18 protein-coding genes are annotated in these 19,629 nt (G+C 49.4%); 13 read left to right on the top strand and 5 right to left on the bottom strand.

Annotation, left to right across the window (positions count from 1 at the left end):
* Positions 1-5: 5 nt before the first annotated feature.
* From narH to nrdD, 7 genes are all read left to right on the top strand, one after another.
* A complete protein-coding gene (gene narH / locus B2Q61_RS14475) occupies positions 6-1,541 on the top strand; it encodes a nitrate reductase subunit beta (RefSeq protein ID WP_290616998.1) in 1,536 nt (511 codons plus the stop codon).
* A gap of 5 nt (positions 1,542-1,546) precedes the next feature.
* Positions 1,547-2,317, top strand: a complete 771-nt coding sequence (narJ, locus tag B2Q61_RS14480; RefSeq protein WP_290617000.1) for a nitrate reductase molybdenum cofactor assembly chaperone — start codon at positions 1,547-1,549, stop codon at positions 2,315-2,317.
* 12 nt (positions 2,318-2,329) lie between these two features.
* Positions 2,330-3,019 (top strand): respiratory nitrate reductase subunit gamma, encoded by a 690-nt coding sequence (narI, locus tag B2Q61_RS14485; RefSeq protein WP_290617002.1) that lies wholly within the window; start codon positions 2,330-2,332, stop codon positions 3,017-3,019.
* A 316-nt stretch (positions 3,020-3,335) separates the two neighbouring features.
* Entirely contained in the window at positions 3,336-4,103 is a 768-nt protein-coding gene (locus tag B2Q61_RS14490) for a peptidylprolyl isomerase (RefSeq protein ID WP_290617003.1), read from the top strand.
* Positions 4,104-4,292: 189 nt separating this feature from the next.
* Positions 4,293-5,507: a hypothetical protein gene (locus B2Q61_RS14495; RefSeq protein ID WP_290617005.1), complete on the top strand. Its 1,215-nt coding sequence runs from the start codon at positions 4,293-4,295 to the stop codon at positions 5,505-5,507.
* A gap of 296 nt (positions 5,508-5,803) precedes the next feature.
* A complete protein-coding gene (gene nrdG / locus B2Q61_RS14500; RefSeq protein WP_290617007.1) occupies positions 5,804-6,256 on the top strand; it encodes an anaerobic ribonucleoside-triphosphate reductase activating protein in 453 nt (150 codons plus the stop codon).
* An 18-nt stretch (positions 6,257-6,274) separates the two neighbouring features.
* The gene (gene nrdD / locus B2Q61_RS14505) at positions 6,275-8,077 is read left to right on the top strand and encodes an anaerobic ribonucleoside-triphosphate reductase (protein WP_290617009.1); all 1,803 of its coding nucleotides are present in this window, start codon (positions 6,275-6,277) and stop codon (positions 8,075-8,077) included.
* Here the strand turns inward: nrdD and B2Q61_RS14510 are convergent.
* Entirely contained in the window at positions 8,035-8,421 is a 387-nt protein-coding gene (locus tag B2Q61_RS14510) for a SirB2 family protein (protein ID WP_290617011.1), read from the bottom strand. The genes nrdD and B2Q61_RS14510 overlap by 43 nt on opposite strands.
* A gap of 331 nt (positions 8,422-8,752) precedes the next feature.
* On the opposite strand from B2Q61_RS14510, the gene B2Q61_RS14515 reads away from it, so the two are divergent.
* A complete protein-coding gene (locus tag B2Q61_RS14515; protein WP_290617013.1) occupies positions 8,753-11,020 on the top strand; it encodes a nitric-oxide reductase large subunit in 2,268 nt (755 codons plus the stop codon).
* Positions 11,021-11,109: 89 nt separating this feature from the next.
* On the opposite strand, the gene B2Q61_RS14520 is transcribed toward B2Q61_RS14515, so the two are convergent.
* Both B2Q61_RS14520 and B2Q61_RS14525 read right to left on the bottom strand, forming a co-directional pair.
* A complete protein-coding gene (locus B2Q61_RS14520) occupies positions 11,110-11,583 on the bottom strand; it encodes a hypothetical protein (RefSeq protein WP_290617015.1) in 474 nt (157 codons plus the stop codon).
* A 78-nt stretch (positions 11,584-11,661) separates the two neighbouring features.
* The gene (locus tag B2Q61_RS14525; RefSeq protein ID WP_290617017.1) at positions 11,662-11,913 is read right to left on the bottom strand and encodes a hypothetical protein; all 252 of its coding nucleotides are present in this window, start codon (positions 11,911-11,913) and stop codon (positions 11,662-11,664) included.
* A gap of 219 nt (positions 11,914-12,132) precedes the next feature.
* On the opposite strand from B2Q61_RS14525, the gene norR reads away from it, so the two are divergent.
* From norR to B2Q61_RS14540, 3 genes are all read left to right on the top strand, one after another.
* A complete protein-coding gene (norR, locus tag B2Q61_RS14530) occupies positions 12,133-13,701 on the top strand; it encodes a nitric oxide reductase transcriptional regulator NorR (protein ID WP_290617018.1) in 1,569 nt (522 codons plus the stop codon).
* A 99-nt stretch (positions 13,702-13,800) separates the two neighbouring features.
* The gene (locus B2Q61_RS14535) at positions 13,801-14,985 is read left to right on the top strand and encodes an HPP family protein (protein ID WP_290617020.1); all 1,185 of its coding nucleotides are present in this window, start codon (positions 13,801-13,803) and stop codon (positions 14,983-14,985) included.
* A gap of 129 nt (positions 14,986-15,114) precedes the next feature.
* Positions 15,115-15,519: a ribonucleotide reductase subunit alpha gene (locus tag B2Q61_RS14540; RefSeq protein WP_290612722.1), complete on the top strand. Its 405-nt coding sequence runs from the start codon at positions 15,115-15,117 to the stop codon at positions 15,517-15,519.
* A gap of 60 nt (positions 15,520-15,579) precedes the next feature.
* Here the strand turns inward: B2Q61_RS14540 and hemN are convergent, their stop codons facing one another.
* Entirely contained in the window at positions 15,580-16,941 is a 1,362-nt protein-coding gene (gene hemN / locus B2Q61_RS14545; protein ID WP_290617022.1) for an oxygen-independent coproporphyrinogen III oxidase, read from the bottom strand.
* An 80-nt stretch (positions 16,942-17,021) separates the two neighbouring features.
* Positions 17,022-17,537, bottom strand: a complete 516-nt coding sequence (gene ubiT, locus B2Q61_RS14550) for a ubiquinone anaerobic biosynthesis accessory factor UbiT (RefSeq protein WP_290617024.1) — start codon at positions 17,535-17,537, stop codon at positions 17,022-17,024.
* Between the two features lie 110 nt (positions 17,538-17,647).
* On the opposite strand from ubiT, the gene ubiU reads away from it, so the two are divergent.
* Positions 17,648-18,640, top strand: a complete 993-nt coding sequence (gene ubiU, locus B2Q61_RS14555) for a ubiquinone anaerobic biosynthesis protein UbiU (RefSeq protein WP_290617026.1) — start codon at positions 17,648-17,650, stop codon at positions 18,638-18,640.
* Positions 18,641-18,645: 5 nt separating this feature from the next.
* Complete coding sequence (locus B2Q61_RS14560) at positions 18,646-19,518, top strand: U32 family peptidase (RefSeq protein ID WP_290617028.1); 873 nt, start codon at positions 18,646-18,648, stop codon at positions 19,516-19,518.
* Positions 19,519-19,629: the final 111 nt, after the last annotated feature.

Consider the following 19,629-nt stretch of genomic DNA (forward strand, 5'->3'; position numbering starts at 1 on the left):
GTAACATGAAAGTAAGAGCCCAAATTGGCATGGTGCTGAATTTAGACAAGTGCATAGGTTGCCACACTTGCTCCATCACTTGTAAAAATGTCTGGACCTCGCGTGAAGGCGTCGAATACGCCTGGTTTAACAACGTTGAAACCAAGCCCGGTATTGGTTTTCCGAAAGAATGGGAAAACCAGCAAAAATGGAATGGCGGCTGGGTACGCAATAAAAGCGGTAAGCTGGAACTGAAAATCGGTGGCAAACGCCGTATTCTGGCAAATATTTTCGCTAACCCGGACTTACCGGAAATTGACGACTACTACGAGCCGTTCGATTTTGACTATCAGCATTTACATACTGCTGGCGATACCAAACATCAGCCGGTGGCACGTCCTCGTTCGTTAATCAGCGGCCAGCGGATGGAAAAAATCGAATGGGGCCCGAACTGGGAAGAAATTCTCGGTACCGAGTTTGCCAAACGCAAAGTCGATCAGAACTTTAACGAAGTGGTGCAAAAAGACATTTACGGGCAGTTTGAGAAAACCTTTATGATGTACCTGCCCCGCTTGTGCGAGCACTGCTTAAACCCGGCCTGCGTTGCAGCCTGTCCTTCCGGTGCCATTTATAAGCGCGAGGAAGATGGCATAGTGCTGATTGATCAGGACAAATGCCGCGGCTGGCGGATGTGTGTTTCGGCCTGCCCGTATAAGAAAATCTATTACAACTGGAAAACCGGTAAATCAGAAAAATGTACTTTCTGCTTCCCGCGCATTGAAGCCGGCCAGCCGACCGTATGCTCGGAAACCTGTGTGGGCCGCATCCGCTACCTGGGTGTGCTGCTGTATGACGCCGATAAAATTGAAGCGGCCGCCAATACACCAAACGAAAAAGATTTGTATCAGGCGCAACTAGATATCTTCCTCGATCCGACCGATCCGGCAGTAATTGCTGCAGCCAAAGCGGAAGGTATTGGTGATAACTGGATTAAAGCCGCCCAGCGCTCGCCGGTATATATGATGGCAATGGACTGGAAAGTAGCCTTACCGCTACACCCGGAGTACCGCACCCTGCCAATGGTCTGGTATGTGCCGCCACTGTCACCCATTCAGGGCGCAGTACAGGCTGGCCATGTCGGCATGAACGGTGAAATACCGGATCTGAAATCATTGCGTATTCCACTGCGCTATCTGGCCAATATGCTCACCGCCGGTGATGAAGCGCCGGTAGTGCGGGCGCTGGAGCGGATGATAGCGATGCGCGCCTTTAAACGTGCCCAGCAGGTAGACGGGGTAGAAGATGCCGAGGTGTTAAAGCAAGTAGGCTTAACCCCGGTGCAGGTAGAAGAAATGTACCGCTATATGGCGCTGGCAAACTATGAAGACCGGTTTGTCATTCCGACCAGCCACCGCGCCTACGCCGAAAACGCCTATGACTTAAAATCAAGCTGTGGTTTTAGTTTTGGCAACGGCTGTGGCGATGGCAATAACGGCGTAAATCTGTTTGGCACCAAAGCCAAGGGTGTACGTCAGGTTATCCCGGTTGAGATTAAGGATTAAATTTTATGTCAATTCAAAGCATGCCCATACTACAACTGTTATCCCTGCTGCTGGATTACCCCAGGCAGCCGCTGCTAGATGCGAAAGCGGAGTTGCTGACGATAGTGGCCGATGCCGCTATCGCGGCAGAACTTAAGCAAAGTTTAAGTGCTTTTATAGAAACCCGCAGCAGCGGTGAGCTGATGGACTGGCAGTCTGAATACGACAGCCTGTTTGAACGCGGCCGCTCGTTGTCCTTGCTGATTTTTGAGCATATTCATGGCGAGTCACGCGATCGCGGTCAGGCCATGGTTAATCTGATGGCGCAATACCGTGAGGCCGGCCTGGATATCGGCGTAAAAGAGCTGCCGGACTACCTGCCGCTTTACTTAGAGTTTTTATCCACTCAGGGCGGGCAAAACGCGCAAATTGGTCTGGAAGAAATTGCGCCGGTGCTGGCGGTACTGTTGTGCCGCCTTGAGCAGCGTGAGTCGGACTACGCCAGCATTTTTGCCACTCTGGTCGCCTTATCTGCTGCTGAAATTGATTTGACGGACATTAAAAGCCAGATCGCCAGCGAAAAACGTGACGATACGCCCAAAGAGCTCGACAAGGTTTGGGAAGAAGAAATGGTCAGCTTTATCGGCAACGAGCAAACCAATTCGGCGTGCGGCACAGGTAACAAGCCTACCGACGGCCAGCGCCGCGACCAGTTTATTCCGCTAAGTACGGAGTTATTAGGTAGCGAAGAGGCAGGGCAACAACTTTATAAAGCAGCCGCGGCTAAGCGCGCTTAAAGGAGCATTAACATGGCACATTTAAATATGTTTGCCTTTGGCATTTATCCGTATATTGCGATCACTATCATGATAATTGGCAGCTGGATCCGCTACGACAGAGAGCAATACAGCTGGAAAACCAGTTCCAGCCAGCTGCTGGAAAGCAAACAATTGCGCCGGGGCAGCATTGCCTTTCATATCGGGATCCTGGGCATTTTACTGGGCCATTTCTTTGGCTTATTAATGCCCAAAGAAATCTGGTACCTGCTTGGTATCACCACTTCGATGAAACAGCTGATCGCCATCGTCGCCGGCGGCTTATTTGGCGTAATCTGCTTCTACGGTTTAACAGTGCTGATTAAACGCCGCTTATTTAACCCGCGCATTCGTGCCACCAGTAATACCATGGATATTGTTATCCTGTTCTTACTCTATGCACAGCTGATTCTGGGTTTACTCAGTATCACTGTCTCTGTAAGCCATTTAGAAGGTGCAGAAATGCTAAAACTGATGGCCTGGGCCCAAAATACCGTTACCTTTAACAGCGTGGCCGCAGCAGAAGCTATCAGCGGCGTACACTGGATTTTTAAGCTGCACGTATTTCTGGGTTTAACGTTGTTCGTCGTGTTTCCGTTCAGCCGCTTAGTCCATATGCTCAGCGTGCCGGTGCAGTACATCAGCCGCCAGCACCAGATAGTTCGGCAGCGGTTTGTACGCTAGAGGACGTGAACAAAGGATGGTTTAAGGCCCTGACGGTTGGAACCGTGGCAGGTCGGCACAGAGTGTCTGAGTGAGCGCGCAAGCCGCGAGCGAGTTGCTGTGACGAGCCTGACAGGGATTCCAACCTGAAGCCAGTCACTAAACTTTCCGGCTCCAGGAGGCTTTAAGCCGGTGTTGCACACAAAGACGCCGTAAATCCCTTCCTGGAGGCTCCTCTTTGGCATCCATGCCAAAGACGCTTGGTTTAGCAACAACGGCTCGCCTCCTTCAGCAGCCAAACGGCAAGCTATATAGCACCAAATAACAGAGGTTTAATATGATACAAGTAAACAACGCCAGTATCAGCGAAGCGGCCATTATGGCCGAAATGCAGTATCACCCGGCCAGTGACAAACGCGGCGCTATGCTAAAGGCAGCCGAATCACTGATTATCGGTGAGTTGCTGCGCCAACGGGCCAAAGCACTGGGGCTTAGCGTAAAAAGTGAAGCCAATACCGCCAGTGATGATAATTTTCTCGATGCATTAATTACTGCTGAAGTGGCTATTCCCACAGCCAGCCAGGACGAATGCGAGCAATACTACCGGCTAAACCCACAGCGATTTCAAAGTTCGCCGTTGCTGGAAGCAAGCCATATTCTGCTGGCGGCCGCACCTGAGGATGACAAAGCCCGGGTAGAGGCCAAAATACTGGCCGAGCAGCTCATCAGCCAGTTACAACAAGGCGAACCTTTGGCCGCACTGGCGCAGCACCACTCCGCCTGCCCATCAAAAGAAACCGGCGGTAGCTTAGGCCAAATCAGCCGGGGCCAAACCGTACCGGAATTTGAGCGGCAACTTTTCACTGCCGAGCCTGGCCTGGTCAGACAGCCGGTAGAAAGCCGCTATGGTTACCATGTCGTCCATATTGCCCGCAAAGTACCCGGCAAGTTACTACCGTTTCGCGCAGTACAGCAGAAAATTGCCGAATATTTAAATGAAAAAGTCCGGCGCAAAGCAGTAGCGCAGTATATTCATACACTGATTGTCGATGCAGAAATAGACGGCTTTGATTTTAACCTGTCAGCGTCGCCACTAATGCAATAATTCAGCAGTGCCAGACCAGCCCAACCTGAGGCGCCAATGTTGTCGGAACAGCTGGCGCCTCTGCGTTTTTACCCCTTTACTCCTGTTCATCACCTCCCCTACCAATAATTAGGTAACTCCTTAACCTAATTATAAAAATAATTATTTCAGGCTAGGATCTCTGCATCATTTGCAGTCTGGAGATCGACCATGACAACCGCCGTTTCTGCGTTACCTTTTGCGATCACAGTCGCTTTATCTGCGACTACCCTGCCGACACCGGTTAACGCCAGTATCAGTGATAAACTGAACACTGCAGTTAAGCAAAGCAGCGTTTCGGCGCAGTTTCGCTACCGCTTAGAATATGTTGGGCAGGATAACGTCCTGGATGACGCTATCGCCTCTACCCTGCGCAGCCGGTTAAACATTGATACCGGCAAGGCTTTTGGTTTTAGTGCGTTATTACAGCTGGACAACGTTAGCCAGTTGGGGGGTGATAACTACAACAGCACCGTAAATGGCAATACACGTTACAGCGTGGTAGCCGACCCTAAGGGCACCGATATTAATCAGGCACTGCTGCGTTACCAGAGCAACAGTGGCACCGTGCTAAGCGCCGGCCGCCAGCTGGTAAACCAGCTGAACCAGCGCTTTTTAGGGGGCGTAGGCTGGCGCCAGAATGAGCAAACCTTAGACGGCTACCGGCTGCAGCAAAGTTTCAAACAGGGCTTAAGCGCCGAAGTGGGTCATTATTATAACGTAAACCGGGTGTTTGGCCCTGAAGGCGCCGCGGCAGATCAGCGTGGTAGCTTCAATACAGCACTGCTACAGTGGCAACTCAGCCCTGCCCAGCAACTGGCTGCTTTTGGCTATGACTTTGAGTTTGACAACTGGGCAGCACGCAGTAGCCGCACCCTTGGTATCGACTATCAGGGCAAGTTAAATAACTGGCCGAAACTTAGCTGGCATTTAGCCCTGGCCAAACAGGATGACGCCCATAATGCGCCGTTAAACGTTAGCCATCATTACCATCGACTGAGTGTGAGCTGGGCACTGGAAAATGTCACGTTACAAGCCGGACAAGAACGGCTGGCCGGCGACGGTCAGAGCGCTTTTCAAACCCCACTGGCTACCCTGCATGCCTTTTCAGGCTTTGCTGATATATTCTTAAACACCCCCGATAATGGCCTTAGAGATAGCTGGCTGCAGGCCAGCGGCAAATTAAATAATGTTGCACTTGCCGTTACCTATCACCGCTTTGACAGTGATGCTGGCAACAGTAAATACGGCAACGAATGGAATGCCAGTGCCGGTTATGCAGTCAGTAAACAGCTGTCTGCTTTATTAAAACTGGCCCACTATCAGGCCGATTCGCTGGCAGCAGATACCACCAAGGTTTGGCTAATGCTGAGTTACCAGCTGTAAGCCATTTTCTCTTATCGCTCCACGTTGGCCAATGTTGTTATTGGCTCCTCTGCACCGCCCCTGGATTTCAGTGGGCGGTTTTTTATTTTCCTCGCCAGCCGGATAAAGGGTATCAAAGATAACCGGCTTTACCTCCGAAGGGGTAACAACCTCACTAAATCCGGGCCCTGGCGCCAGACCAGGGTTTACCCCACGAGCAAAACTTGATCCAGATCAAGTTTCCGACTGCAAGGAAGACTAAGCTAAAACACAACATATAGTGCCTATTTACAACTCAAACACTACATAGAGGAAATATGCTTAGATTCACTGATGAGCAAATCGTTTTCCAGGAAGTGCCGGGCGAAGTATCACTGGCCTTTACCATTGCTGGCTGCCCGCTGGGTTGTAAAGGCTGCCACAGCAGCTACAGCTGGCGGGATGATATTGGCTGCCAGCTAACGCCAGAGTACTTTAGCCACCGCCTGCAGAGCTATCAGAAGCTAATTAGCTGCGTGTTGTTCCTGGGCGGCGAATGGCAGCGGCAAAACTTACTGGAATTATTAAGGCTGGCACGTGCTGCTGGTTTGAATACCTGTCTCTACACTGGCCTGGACGATATCAGTCCTGATCTTAAACAGCAGCTGACGTATCTGAAAACCGGCCGCTGGCTGCAGGAGCGCGGGGGGCTGAACAGCGCCAACACTAACCAGATTTTTACTGATTTACGCACAGGCCAATGCCTGAACCATCTTTTTCTTCAAAAATAAACTGCAGAGGGATTTATTATGCAAGCGCTGAACTTTGACCAACTTCAACAAAAACTGAGTTTTATCGACAATTACCTGCACGCCAATAATGCTGCTGATGGCTCTAAACTGGATGCTAATGCCAACGTGACTCAGAAAAACATCGCAACCCTGGAAGCCGAGCTGATGAAAGATCAGTTTATTCAGGTCAACCGGGCGCTGATCAGCAATAAAATCAGTGAACTGTTCGGAGCTGAACTGGCTGCGGAGTATCTGCGCCAGATAACCGACCACGAAATATATGTCCATGATGAAACCAGCTTAAAACCCTATTGTGTGTCGGTAACCATGTATCCGTTTTTACGGGATGGTTTAACCAAACTGGGTGGCGAGTCGCAGGCGCCCAAACATCTGGAGTCGTTCTGCGGTTGCTTTGTCAATTTTGTATTTGCCGTTTCCAGCCAGTTTGCCGGTGCCGTGGCTACCGTTGAGTTTTTAACGTATTTTGATTACTTTGCCCGTAAAGATTATGGCGATAACTATCTGCAAACTCATCCAAAGCAAATCGCTAATCATCTGCAACATGTGGTGTACGCATTAAACCAGCCCGCTGCGGCCCGCGGCTACCAAAGCGTATTCTGGAATATCTCAATTTACGATCAATACTACTTTGACAGTATGTTTGGCAATTTTGTGTTTCCCGACTTTAAGAAACCAGAGTGGCAATCAGTATCAGCTTTACAGCAGTACTTTTTACAGTGGTTTAATAAAGAACGGGAAAAAACCGTGCTGACCTTTCCGGTCGTCACCGTGGCCATGTTAACCAATAATGGTCAGTGCAAAGATAAAGCCTTTGCCAATGACATTGCCCGGGAAATGGCTGCCGGTAACGCTTTCTTTGTTTATCAATCAGAAAATGCCGACTCACTGGCCAGCTGCTGCCGTTTGCGTAGTGAAATCAGCGATAACACCTTTTCCTATTCGTTAGGGGCCGGCGGAGTCGCCACCGGCTCAATCAATGTAATTACTATTAATATGAACCGGCTGGTGCAGGATGGCCGGGATTTAGCAACCGAAGTCAGTAAAATTCATAAATATCAGGTGGCTTATCGTAGGTTAATGGAAGAGTACCAAGCGGCAGGGTTGCTGACCGTTTACGATGCCGGCTTTATCAGCCTGGATAAGCAATTTTTAACCATTGGTATCAACGGCATGGTAGAAGCAGCCGAGTCACAGGGCTTAACTGCCAGCAATAACCCCGACTACATTAACTTTGTGCAACAACAGCTGAAAATCATTTTTGATGCCAATAAAGCGGCTAAAGTTGAATATGGCTATATGTTTAACACCGAGTTTGTACCGGCAGAAAACCTTGGCGTTAAGAATGCCAAATGGGACCGTGAGGATGGCTACCTGGTGCCGCGGGATTGCTATAACTCGTATTTTTACGTAGTAGAAGATGAGCAAAGCAACACCCTGGATAAATTTCAGCTGCACGGCCGCGAGCTACTGGATTACCTCGACGGCGGCTCTGCCCTGCATTTAAATCTGGAGGAAAGGTTAGATCAGACCGGCTACCTGCAACTACTGAATATCGCCGCCCAAACCGGATGCAACTATTTTTGCGTCAACGTCAAAATTACCATCTGTAATCATTGCGAAACCATCGACAAGCGCACGTTATGCGCCTGCCCCAGTTGCGGCAGTAACGATATTGATTACGGCACCCGGGTTATCGGTTATTTAAAACGGGTATCGGCCTTTAGCCGTGGCCGCCGCCAGGAGCACAAGCTGCGCCACTATGAAAGAACGAACAATACCGGTTTAAACCGCGCCAGATAAAAAATTCCGGCCAGCTGAGCCAGCGCCAACACTGCGCAGATTGCGCGTGTTGGCACTGCCAGGCTTGGCTTTAACGCCCCGACACCAAAACCAATATAGCCGAGCAATAGCAGAATTTTAAAACCCAGCCACTGGTGAGTAAAAGGCTGCCAGGGGCCTATGGCTAACAGCGTAAACGCTAATGTCAGTAGCAGGGTGTCATTAATATGTGGTAAACGCCGCAGTGGGCTATGCCGCCACTGCGGTTTACCGGTCACGTCCAGCAATAAACGGCCAATAAACAAGGTGGCGCTTAAAAACGCACACAGCATGTGTAAGTGTTTTAGCGGTAAATAGTATTCCATCAGTAGGGCCTCAAAACTGCGCATCAGCAGTGCACTTAGGCGCTACCTTAAAACAACCGGGCTGCTATGCCTATATCGCTAAAGTGGTAGAAAGCACCCTGCCTGCGAAGCTGTCGGGTCATTTTGACCCAAAGAGTTAATTACACCCAACCCTGCTCAGGTTAAAACTACCCTGCCGTGTAAACTAAAACAGATAAAATCATTAAAAACAGAAGCTTAACCTTTGGCTTGATTCTTGTAATAGCAGCGCAGGCAGGTGACGCCCTGCCGATAAAAAAACAGGAGTGAAGTATGAGATTTGGGCGCAATAACAATTATGTAAGGGGGCTATATGGCCGGATATCGTAAACTCTGGTGGCTGCTAATTGGCATCCTGGCGATAACTTTCTCGGTATTGGGCTATTTTGGCGCTGAGGTTTACCGCTCGGCCCCGCCTATCCCGGCTAAGGTAGTGAATCAGCAAGGGCAAGTGCTGATGACCAATGAGACTATTTTAAACGGTCAGACAGCCTGGCAATCGGTCGGTGGTATGCAGTTGGGTTCAATCTGGGGCCATGGCGCTTATCAGGCACCCGACTGGACTGCGGACTGGTTGCACCGGGAACTGCTGGCCTGGCTGGAACTGGCGGCTCTGGATGAGTATGGTCTTAGTTATACGCAACTTGACCCTGCCCAGCAAAATGCGCTGCAGTTTGCCTTAAAACAAACCTACCGTACCAACAGCTATGACAAAGCTACGGATACGCTGCAACTTGGCGATCGCCGGGTGCAGGCTATTGAGCAAACAGCAGAGCACTATATTGCCCTGTTCGGAGATGACATTTCACTCAGTCAGACCCGTGAAAACTACGCAATGAAAAACAATACCCTGCCATCACTAAGACGGCGCCAGGAAATGACTCAGTTTTTCTTCTGGACCGCCTGGGCTGCCAGCACTGAACGCTCACCAGACAGTGCGACCTATACTAACAACTGGCCGCATGAACCGTTAATCGATAACCGCCCGACAGCAGAAAACCTGATCTGGTCGCTGGTCAGTATTATTTTACTGATTGCCGGCGTCGGTGCGTTGATTTGGGGCTGGTCATTTTTACGCAAACATGATGAAGAAGAACCAGCAGCCCCTCAGCTTGACCCTATCGCCCGGCTTAAACTCACGCCGTCGCAAAAATCGCTGGGTAAATACATTCTGGTGGTGGTTGCGCTGTTTACCCTGCAGGTATTTTTGGGCGGCTTTACGGCACACTACACCGTGGAAGGTGATGGATTTTACGGTCTGAATACCACCGAGTGGTTGCCCTATAGTCTGGCCCGTACCTGGCACATTCAGGCGGCGATGTTCTGGATCGCAACCGGTTTTTTAGCCGCGGGGCTGTTTTTAGCACCTATTATCAACGGTGGCAAAGATCCGAAGTATCAGAAACTGGGCGTCGATATTTTGTTCTGGGCGTTAGTGGTATTAGTCGCCGGCTCTTTTGCCGGTAACTATTTTGCCATTATGCAAATTATGCCTGAGCATTTAAGCTTCTGGTTTGGTCATCAGGGCTATGAATACATTGATATTGGCCGCTTCTGGCAAATTATTAAGTATGTGGGTGTATTGTTCTGGCTGCTGTTAATGCTGCGGGCGATCGTGCCGGCGTTTAAAGCACCGGGTGATAAAAACCTACTGGCGTTATTTGCTGCTTCGGTCATTTGTGTCGGTTTGTTTTACGGTGCCGGCCTGTTTTATGGCGAGCGTACCCATTTATCAGTAATGGAATACTGGCGCTGGTGGGTGGTTCACCTTTGGGTAGAAGGCTTCTTTGAAGTATTCGCCACTGTGTCACTGGCATTTATTTTTCATAGCATGGGACTGGTATCACGAACCGTGGCAACCAGTGCAAGTCTGGCTTCAGCCTCATTGTTTATGCTAGGCGGTATACCTGGTACCTTCCACCACCTGTATTTCGCTGGTACCACTACCCCGGTCATGGCTGTCGGCGCTACCTTTAGTGCGCTTGAAGTGGTGCCACTGGTTGTGCTGGGTTATGAAGCCTGGGAAAACTGGCGTTTAAAAAATAAAGCGCCGTGGATGGCTGATATTAAATGGCCGTTACTGTTTTTCGTCGCAGTGGCATTCTGGAATATGCTCGGCGCCGGCGTGTTTGGTTTTATGATTAACCCACCCATTGCGCTTTATTACCTGCAAGGGTTAAACACCACCCCTACCCATGCCCATGCCGCGCTGTTTGGGGTGTATGGCTTCCTGGCGCTCGGGTTCTGTCTGCTCATTCTGCGTTATATCCGGCCGCAATTGGCATTTGATGAAAAACTGATGAAAACCGCATTCTGGTGGATGAATGGCGGTCTTATTCTGATGCTGTTTAGTAGTCTGCTACCGATAGGCTTTATTCAGTTTTATGCCAGTGCTACCGAAGGCTTATGGTATGCCCGCAGCGAAGCCTTTATGCAAAGCGACATTTTGCATACCCTGCGCTGGGTGCGCACTATTGGTGACGTGATCTTTATCATCGGCGCGCTGGCGGTATCCTGGCAAGTGGTTAAAGGCGTGTTTGACAGCAACGCAGCCCAGCAGCCACTGCAACAACCGGGCTGATAGTTTCATTAACTGAAGACACCACAGCAAAGCTGTGGTGTCTTAATTTAAAACTAGTTTGCAACTGCTGTTCGTTGAGACTCACCGTTTTAATGTTCAATAGGCAGAAACACGTCATCCTTAAAGAACTCTGGATAACGTTGTAATGCGTTGAACAAATGCACTGCACCCTGACGTTGTCTGGCTTCATCACCCGTAGCCATCGCTTGCTGACTTTGCAACATCGCCGCCAAAATTAAGTGAAACTGCGCATCAGCCTCGGGGGTTAAATCGCAGTTAGCCACTATATGGTTGATTTCCTGCTGCAGTTTCTTGGCAAGCTGCTGGTACTGCGGTGTGCTGAAACGTTTGTGATGAATCGCATCCAGATTGCGGACGAGTCCGGCCCTTAACCGCAGCATAGCTGCACTTAAAACCTCGTCTACCGGCCATTTAGCTCCTTGATTGAGCACGAGCAGGCTGGGTACTTCGTCATCACCGTGGTGATGATGCTGATCGGGCTCTGCCAGGCAGGGAGCTGCAGACAATAAGCCTGCTAACATCACTATTGATAATGTTTTCATCGGGTATTCTCTTGTTGGGTTACTGTCGTCTTTTCGTGGAATCTGCCTTAGATTAAGGGTTCTGCTTAGCCCCCCGCTTTATCCCACCTGTTGTTGCAATTCATGTTGCACGATACAACGGCCGATGTAAGATAATTTGACTAAGGTAGCACTCAGAATCATGCTGATGTGCCCCATCAGTTGCCAATTGAATGGCACTCTGTCTGCCAGTGGATAGCAAACAACAATTGTGATCAACAAAACAACAAAAGACAACAGCAGCACCAGATTTGCTCGCTGCAACCAGGGCTTTAACGCAGCTACTTTTGTCAGATACTCAGAATTAGGCATAAATCCTCCAGCATAGTGCATAACATCTCTGAGCTTGACGCTCAGTATTACAAAGTTACTACTGCAAGCTATATACCATTATAAATAACTATATTTAATAGCGACTTAGAAGAATCCACAATGCTAAGATGATGTCTTTTTGACTCAGTTTGCGAGTCACAATGACTCTAAGATGTTTTTATGACACAATAACTAACAGCTTCATATTTTAAGGTAACCATGTCTGATATCAACACCACTCTGTTGTTAAAAGTTGCGCTAGACTTGGCTAACAGCCTAAACAGTCAGGATCGTTTTGGTCGTTTACTCAGTTCTGTACGAAAAGCAATTCCCTGTGATGCACTTGTTATTTTAAGCCTGCAAGGCGAGAGCCTGAAACCCCTGGCAGCACAGGGCCTAGCCCCCGATGCTTTAGGCCGGCGGTTTGCGTTAAAAGAACACCCCAGACTTGCCGCAATTTGTCAAAGTGATCAACCGCTCCATTTTAGCGAGGATTCAGCTTTACCTGATCCGTATGACGGATTACTGCTGGCAAAAAGCGGCCATTTGCCGGTGCATTCCTGCATGGGCCTGCCACTGTACTCTGACCAATCGTTAATTGGAGTTTTGACGCTGGATAGCCTTACCCCAAATATGTTCTCCGCTATTCCAGATCGTAGCTTGCAATTAATTAGTGCATTGGCTGCGGCTACATTAAAGACGGCATTACAGCTTAAAACTCTGGAACGCCATGTCCGGCAACGGCAGCACGTGTTACAGGAGCTGACACATCAAGCGCTTACCCGTGATGGAGGAGAGCTAATTGGTGAAAGCCCGGCCATGCAGACATTAAAAAATGAAATTCAGTTGGTAGCAGGCTCAGACTACAGCGTTCTTATCGGGGGACCAACCGGAGTTGGCAAAGAGTTGGTGGTTCGTACTATTCATCAGCAGTCGACGCGCCATGCCCAGCCGCTGGTACATATTAACTGTGCTTCGCTACCGGAAACTCTGGCTGAAAGTGAGCTTTTCGGTCATTCCAGAGGGGCTTTCACCGGTGCTGAGCGAGACCGCCCGGGAAAGTTTCAGTTAGCGGATGGTGGAACCCTGTTTCTGGACGAAGTTGGTGAACTGCCATTAACCGTACAAAGTACTTTATTACGAGCATTGCAAAGTGGCGAAATTCAGCCCGTAGGCCGCGACCATGTCAGCTCAGTTGATGTGCGTGTTATCGCAGCAACTAACCGGGATTTAACTGCAGAGGTTGCTGCAGGCCGGTTTCGGGCAGATTTATACCATCGGCTCGCAGTTTATCCTATTCAAGTTCCCCCGCTTAAAGATCGAGGCTCAGACGTATTACTGTTAGCAGGTTTTTTTCTGGAACGCACCGCCCGTAAACTGAGACTGCGCCAACTTACGCTTAGTCGTCACGCGCAGGCGCATTTACTACAATACAATTGGCCTGGTAATGTGCGGGAACTGGAGCACGTCATAAGCCGGGCGGCATTAAAGGCCAGCCAAAACTCAGTGCAAGGCGATATTATTCCTATTGAGGTAACGCATCTGGAATTGCAAACCACTAGCGATATGCCGTCGATGACCACGGCTAAAACACCAACGACCAGCATTAAAGATTTAAAAACAGCGACAGAGGATTTTCAGCGCCAGCTTATTTTATCTGCATTAAAGGTTAGTCAGGAAAACTGGACTGCTGCAGCGCGATTACTGCAGGTTGACCGCGCTAATCTGGCAAGACAAGCTAAACGGCTTGGTATCAGGTTAGAAAAACGCACTAAAATTGATAATTGACAAGCGTTACTGCTGTCAAGTGACAAGCCTGAGAGATACCATTTCCGGTATGAACATCTTATACTTGCCTCCCTTTTGGTGCAGTTGCCGGATTTACATTTGCAAACTAGAGCGAAAAACCTGTTAAGTGTGATACTGGCACAACTGGGCCTGATTAAACACGACAGCCAGCGACTATCCGCCATACCACTAACCGAGCGTTTAAAGGTAGCTTTAGCGGCATTTATTGCACTGTTTATTGTCACCTTTATAAGCTTGCAACTGGCCGATCCCGCCAGCACCATAGTGCTGTTGGCATCGATGGGCGCGTCGTCTGTATTGTTATTTGGCTTACCGAACAGTCCGTTGGCCCGGCCCTGGTCATTTGCCGCTGGCCATCTTATCTCAGCGGCGGTTGGTGTTATCTGTTCGCACCTGTTTACTGATTTGGCTTTGATGGCCGCAGTCACTATCGGCTGTGTTTTGTTTTTCATGTATATTTTTGAATGTATGCATCCTCCTGGCGGCGCCACGGCCCTGGTACCTGTTATTGCTTCAACCGACTCTGTGCTGGGTTATGATTTTTTACTCTACCCGGTAGCATTAAACGTATTTGTAATGCTGGCGGTTGCTATTTTATTGCAAAAGTTCTGGCTGAAGCGCGGCATGCAAAAACCACCACAAAAATTTGATCCGGTGCATTTGCATCACGATCAATCCCCGCTTAAGCGGCTCGGTTTACAACCAGAGGATTTAATCGACGCATTAAATAGCTTTGATACGGTAGTGGATATTAGCGAGCAGGATTTAGAAAAGCTTTATCATCAGGCGCAACTTCATGCTTATCAGCGCAAAAGCGGTGAAATACGCTGTCGCGATATTATGTCGCGCGATTTAATTACAGTTGAACCCGATAGGGCTGTCGCTGCTGCCTGGCAGTTGCTGCGTAAACATAAAATAAGCTTGCTGCCGGTAACTGATAATCAACAGCAGCTTCTGGGCGTGGTATCGACGGTAGATTTTCTGAAAAACCTGCAGGTACCTCATTATTGGGGGTTACTGCGCCATGTTAACCAGCTGCTGTTAAAAAACCGCCACAATAAACAATACAAACGTAAAGTGGCAGAAATTATGGTGACTAAGCTAAGCGTGGCGCATGAGGATGACCATATCGCCGTTCTGGTGCCGCTGCTCTCAGATCAGGGCCGGCACCATATACCGGTGCTAAATACACAGCAGCAGCTGGTGGGAGTCATAACGCAGTCAGATCTGATTGCAGCTTTGTTTAACACCAAACTAAACTGAACGCTCTTTACTGCCGCACTTAATGCCTGAGCCCTACCCCATCTGGGGTAAACCTTTACCCCTTAATACCAAAGCTTCACCCCGGCAGGCTTTGCTACACTGACCCAAATCCTTACTGAGCGTTATGATATGAATATTGAATCTTATGCCGACTTAATCCGCGCTGCCGGCATCCAGGATGAACCGCAACGTTTGCTGTTTGTGTTTGCCAAAGCCGAATTGCCCAATGGTTTTACCGATAGCCAGAAAAATAACTTTGAAAATGGCCAGGGGGGCGCCTTAGCACCGGTGCTGTGTGTAGATAAACTGCCTGACGAAGTCGTCGAATTCAGCACCTTGGTAGCTGAGTCAGAGAAAACCGGAATAGACTGGGATATCGCTTTTGTCTCAGCAATTGCGGGGCGCGGCAGCTTTGCTCCAAACAGTGATGAGGCCAGCCAACCACTTAAAATGATGACTGAAAAAATTCAGGGCGGCATGATTGCCGATTTCCTGACTTTTAATAAAGCCGGCGATTTAGTGGCGTTGTATTAACCTCCCTCCAGATAGCTTTGGGGCGCCCTTTTTCACTGATAAACGGGCGTCCCCTCAGAATTACACTACTTTTGAATAGCGCTGCTGGCCCTGGGTTAAATAGGCGTCAAAGCAGGCGCAGATGCTGCGCACCCAGAGCCGCTCGGCGTCGGTGACTTTAATCCGCCCGGCAGTTACCTCTACCAGGCCATCTTCGATAAAGGGCTGCAAGCGCTCCAGCGCCTCGGCAAAGTAATGCCAGAAGTTGTCAAGCAGCCATTGCTGGCAAAACGCAGCTATATCTAATTCAAAATGGCAGATTAACTGGCTGATTAACGCTGCGCGGATTTTATCATCGGCATTTAAACTAAAACCGCGTTCGGTGGGAAGCTGGCCATCACTGATAGCCGCATAATAGGCGGGCAGCTCTTTGCTGTTTTGCCACAGCACACCACTTACCTGACTGATACTGGATACTCCCAGGCCAATCAGGGCGTCCTGGCCTGCGGTGGTATAACCCTGAAAATTACGTTGTAACTTACCCGCTCGCTGCGCTTTGGCTAAGGCATCGCCTGGTCTGGCAAAGTGGTCCATACCAATAAACTGATAACCTGCCGCAACAAAACGTTCAATCGCCAGTTGCATCAGTTCCAGCTTTAATGGCGCATCTGGCAGGCTGCTATCGGCTATTTTACGCTGGGCCGCAAAACGTTCAGGAATATGGGCGTAGCTAAACAGCGAAATACGGTGCGGGTTCAGGCGGATAATTTCATCGACCGTTTGGGCGAAGCTGGCCGGTTGCTGAAATGGCAGACCGTAGATTAAATCCAGGTTAATCGAGCTGAAGCCCAGCTCAGTGCTCAGCTTTACCTGATGGCGAATTAAATCAGTATCCTGCACCCGGTTAATAGCAATTTGCACTTTTTCATCTAAATCCTGCACGCCAAAACTGACCCGGTTAAACCCCAGGGTGCGTAAATGGCGTAATTTTTCATCACTGCAGCTGCGTGGGTCAATTTCGATACTGATTTCAGCGTCTGGCGTTATCGTAAAGTGATTATCTAATAGCGCCATTAACCGGCTTAACTGCACTTCGGTTAAAAAGGTGGGCGTGCCGCCGCCTAAATGCAGTTGATTAATTTGCTTGCTCTTTAACAGCGGAGCATACAGCGACATTTCCTGCGCTAAGGCATCAAGATAGGTATCGGCTTTATGCTGATGGCGGGTAATGACTTTATTGCAGCCGCAGTAATAACAAAGCTTGTGGCAAAACGGGATATGCAAATACAGGCTAAGCTCAGCCGGACTTTGGCTGACCGCCTCCAGTATTTGCACCGGATCAAAGTTGCTACTAAGCGCCAGCGCCGTTGGATACGAGGTATAACGCGGGCCGTTAATATTGTACTTGCTGATTAACTTCGGGTCCCATTTGATACGTTGCATTATTACCTCTGCTATTGCTTTGCTGTTTTGTGTTTGGACAGCTCGCTTACTGGCGGCCAGTATAAAAGCGAATGAAAAATCTAAGTTTGATCTATCGCAGGCTTAGCGGAGCTTAATGTGGTTTGTTGTTGCGCTAACCAGTTTAGACCGCCCGATATCCCCGGCGGTAAGCGTTCTGGCCCTATACTGTCCAACAGGTTTTTGCAGTACAAACCCAGCTCGGTATCACCCAGCATTTGTAACCGACGGCGGAAAAATAACGTATCCGGATCGGTGGTATTGCTTATCATGGCAATAAAATCAGCCAGTTCAGCTTTTAATAACAGGTCTTGTTGCGCGGGCATCAGCTGCACCTGCAAGCTACTGCCATCCAGGCTAATACCAAATTCCAGACCGATATCGGCAACATTGATCACCACCGACTTGTGCTGCATAAAATTAAGCTCACCGCTACTGAGCTCAGGCTGGAAAAACCGGTTTAATGCCAACTGTAACATGCAGCTTTGCATTCCCTTTGGCGCACAGCGGGTAAGCTGGCGTAACATTGGGGGTAGTGCCGCTACCAACTTAGAGTTAACCCTTTTAATATCAAACATATAAAAGCCTTAGTGTCCGTTATCGTCCTATAATAAAACCACAGTACCGACCCCTTAGCTATGCCCTGTCGGAGGTAGCTGAGATAACTAATAAATTAATGAGGCGACAAATGGAGCTGCTCTGCCCTGCTGGCAGTATGCCGGCGTTAAAGGCGGCCATTGAACATGGCGCCGACGCCGTGTATATCGGCTTAAAAGATGACACCAACGCCCGTCACTTTGCCGGGCTGAATTTTGACGAAGCCAGACTGAAAGATGCGGCGCGCTATGCTCATCAGCATGGTAAAAAATTACATGTGGCCATTAATACCTTTGCCCATCCGGATAACTATCAGCGCTGGCAGCAGGCGGTGGATGTTGCTGCCAATGCTGGCGCCGACGTGCTTATTCTGGCTGATATTGCCGTGCTGGCCTATGCCGCTGAGCGCTACCCTAAGCTGGAGCGGCATTTATCAGTGCAGGCTTCTGCAACCAATGCCGCGGCAATAAATTTTTACCGGCAGTTTGATATCAGCCGCGTCGTGTTACCGCGCGTGCTATCGATGCAGCAAGTGCGCGCTCTGGCCCGCAGCTGCGACATTGATCTTGAAGTGTTTGCTTTTGGCAGCCTGTGTATCATGGCCGAAGGCCGCTGTTATTTAAGCTCGTATATGACCGGTCAGTCACCTAATACCGCAGGTGCCTGCTCACCTGCGGCTTTTGTTAACTGGCAGGATAACGACGGCACGCTGGAGTCGCGCTTAAACGGTATTTTAATTGATCGCTTTGCCCCGAATGAAACAGCTGGCTACCCCACCCTGTGCAAGGGTCGCTTTACTGTGGGCGATGACACTTACCATGCGCTGGAAGAGCCAACCAGCCTTAACACCCTGGACTTACTGCCACAGCTGTATGCCGAAGGCATTAGCTCTTTGAAAATAGAAGGCCGCCAGCGCAGCCCGGCCTATGTGGCCCAAATTACCAAAGTTTGGCGTGCTGCCATCGATGCAGTAAAAAGCGCCCCCGATCATTTTAATGTACAACCAAAGTGGCAGCAGGTGTTGGCAGGTCTGGCTGAAGGCAGCCAGACCACGCTTGGCGCTTATCATCGGAAATGGAAATAACAGCTATGCAATTCTCATTAGGCCCGGTGCTTTATTTCTGGCCCAAAGCACAAATACTGCAGTTTTATCGCGAGGTGGCTGACAGCGACGTTGACATTGTTTACCTTGGCGAAACGGTCTGTAGTAAAAGGCGTGAGCTGAAATATGCCGATTATTTTGCGCTGGGGCAAATGCTGCGTGAAGCCGGCAAGCAGGTTTGTTTATCGTCTATGACCTTATATGAAGCGCCAAATGAGTTAAGAGAGCTGCGAAAATATGTTGATAACGGCGAGTTTTTAGTCGAAGCCAATGACGTTGGCGCCATCAGCATGTTGCAGGAGCAATGCCTGCCGTTTGTCGCAGGCGCCGCCATTAATTGCTACAACCAGCATACATTACGCCGCTTAATCAGCATGGGCATGACCCGCTGGGTGATGCCGGTAGAATTATCCGGCCAGTGGTTAAGCGATGTATTAAGCCAGAGTCTGGTAACTGATATCCGCGATTGCTTTACTACCGAAGTATTTAGTTTTGGTCATTTGCCGCTGGCGTGGAGCGGTCGCTGTTTTACTGCCCGCTCTGAGAACCGCAGTAAAGATCAGTGTGAATTGTGCTGCATTAATTATCCGCAGGGGCGCGAAGTAAAAAGCCAGGACGGTACTCAGGTCTTTGTGTTAAACGGTATTCAGACGCAATCGGGTTACCGTTACAATTTGATAAACCAGCTACCCGCTATGCAAAACCTGGCAGATATTGTACGGTTAAGCCCACAACAAACCGGCACTTTTGACTGGCTGGCTAAATTTAAGGCCAATCTTGATGGCAGCGCGCCGCAGCAACTAAACGCTACCGATAGTAATGGCTTCTGGCTGCAACTGGCAGGGATGGCCTGCGGTTAGTTAGCAAAAAAGTACAGTGCTGACGCAGATTATCTAAGTGAGAATCGACTTACTCTAAGCTAACCGTTGCAGGCCCGGACGGCCGAATCGAGCCCCCAGGGATGGGTTCAC

This window comes from Arsukibacterium sp. UBA5043 (assembly GCA_002415085.1).
GTDB lineage: Bacteria > Pseudomonadota > Gammaproteobacteria > Enterobacterales > Alteromonadaceae > Alishewanella.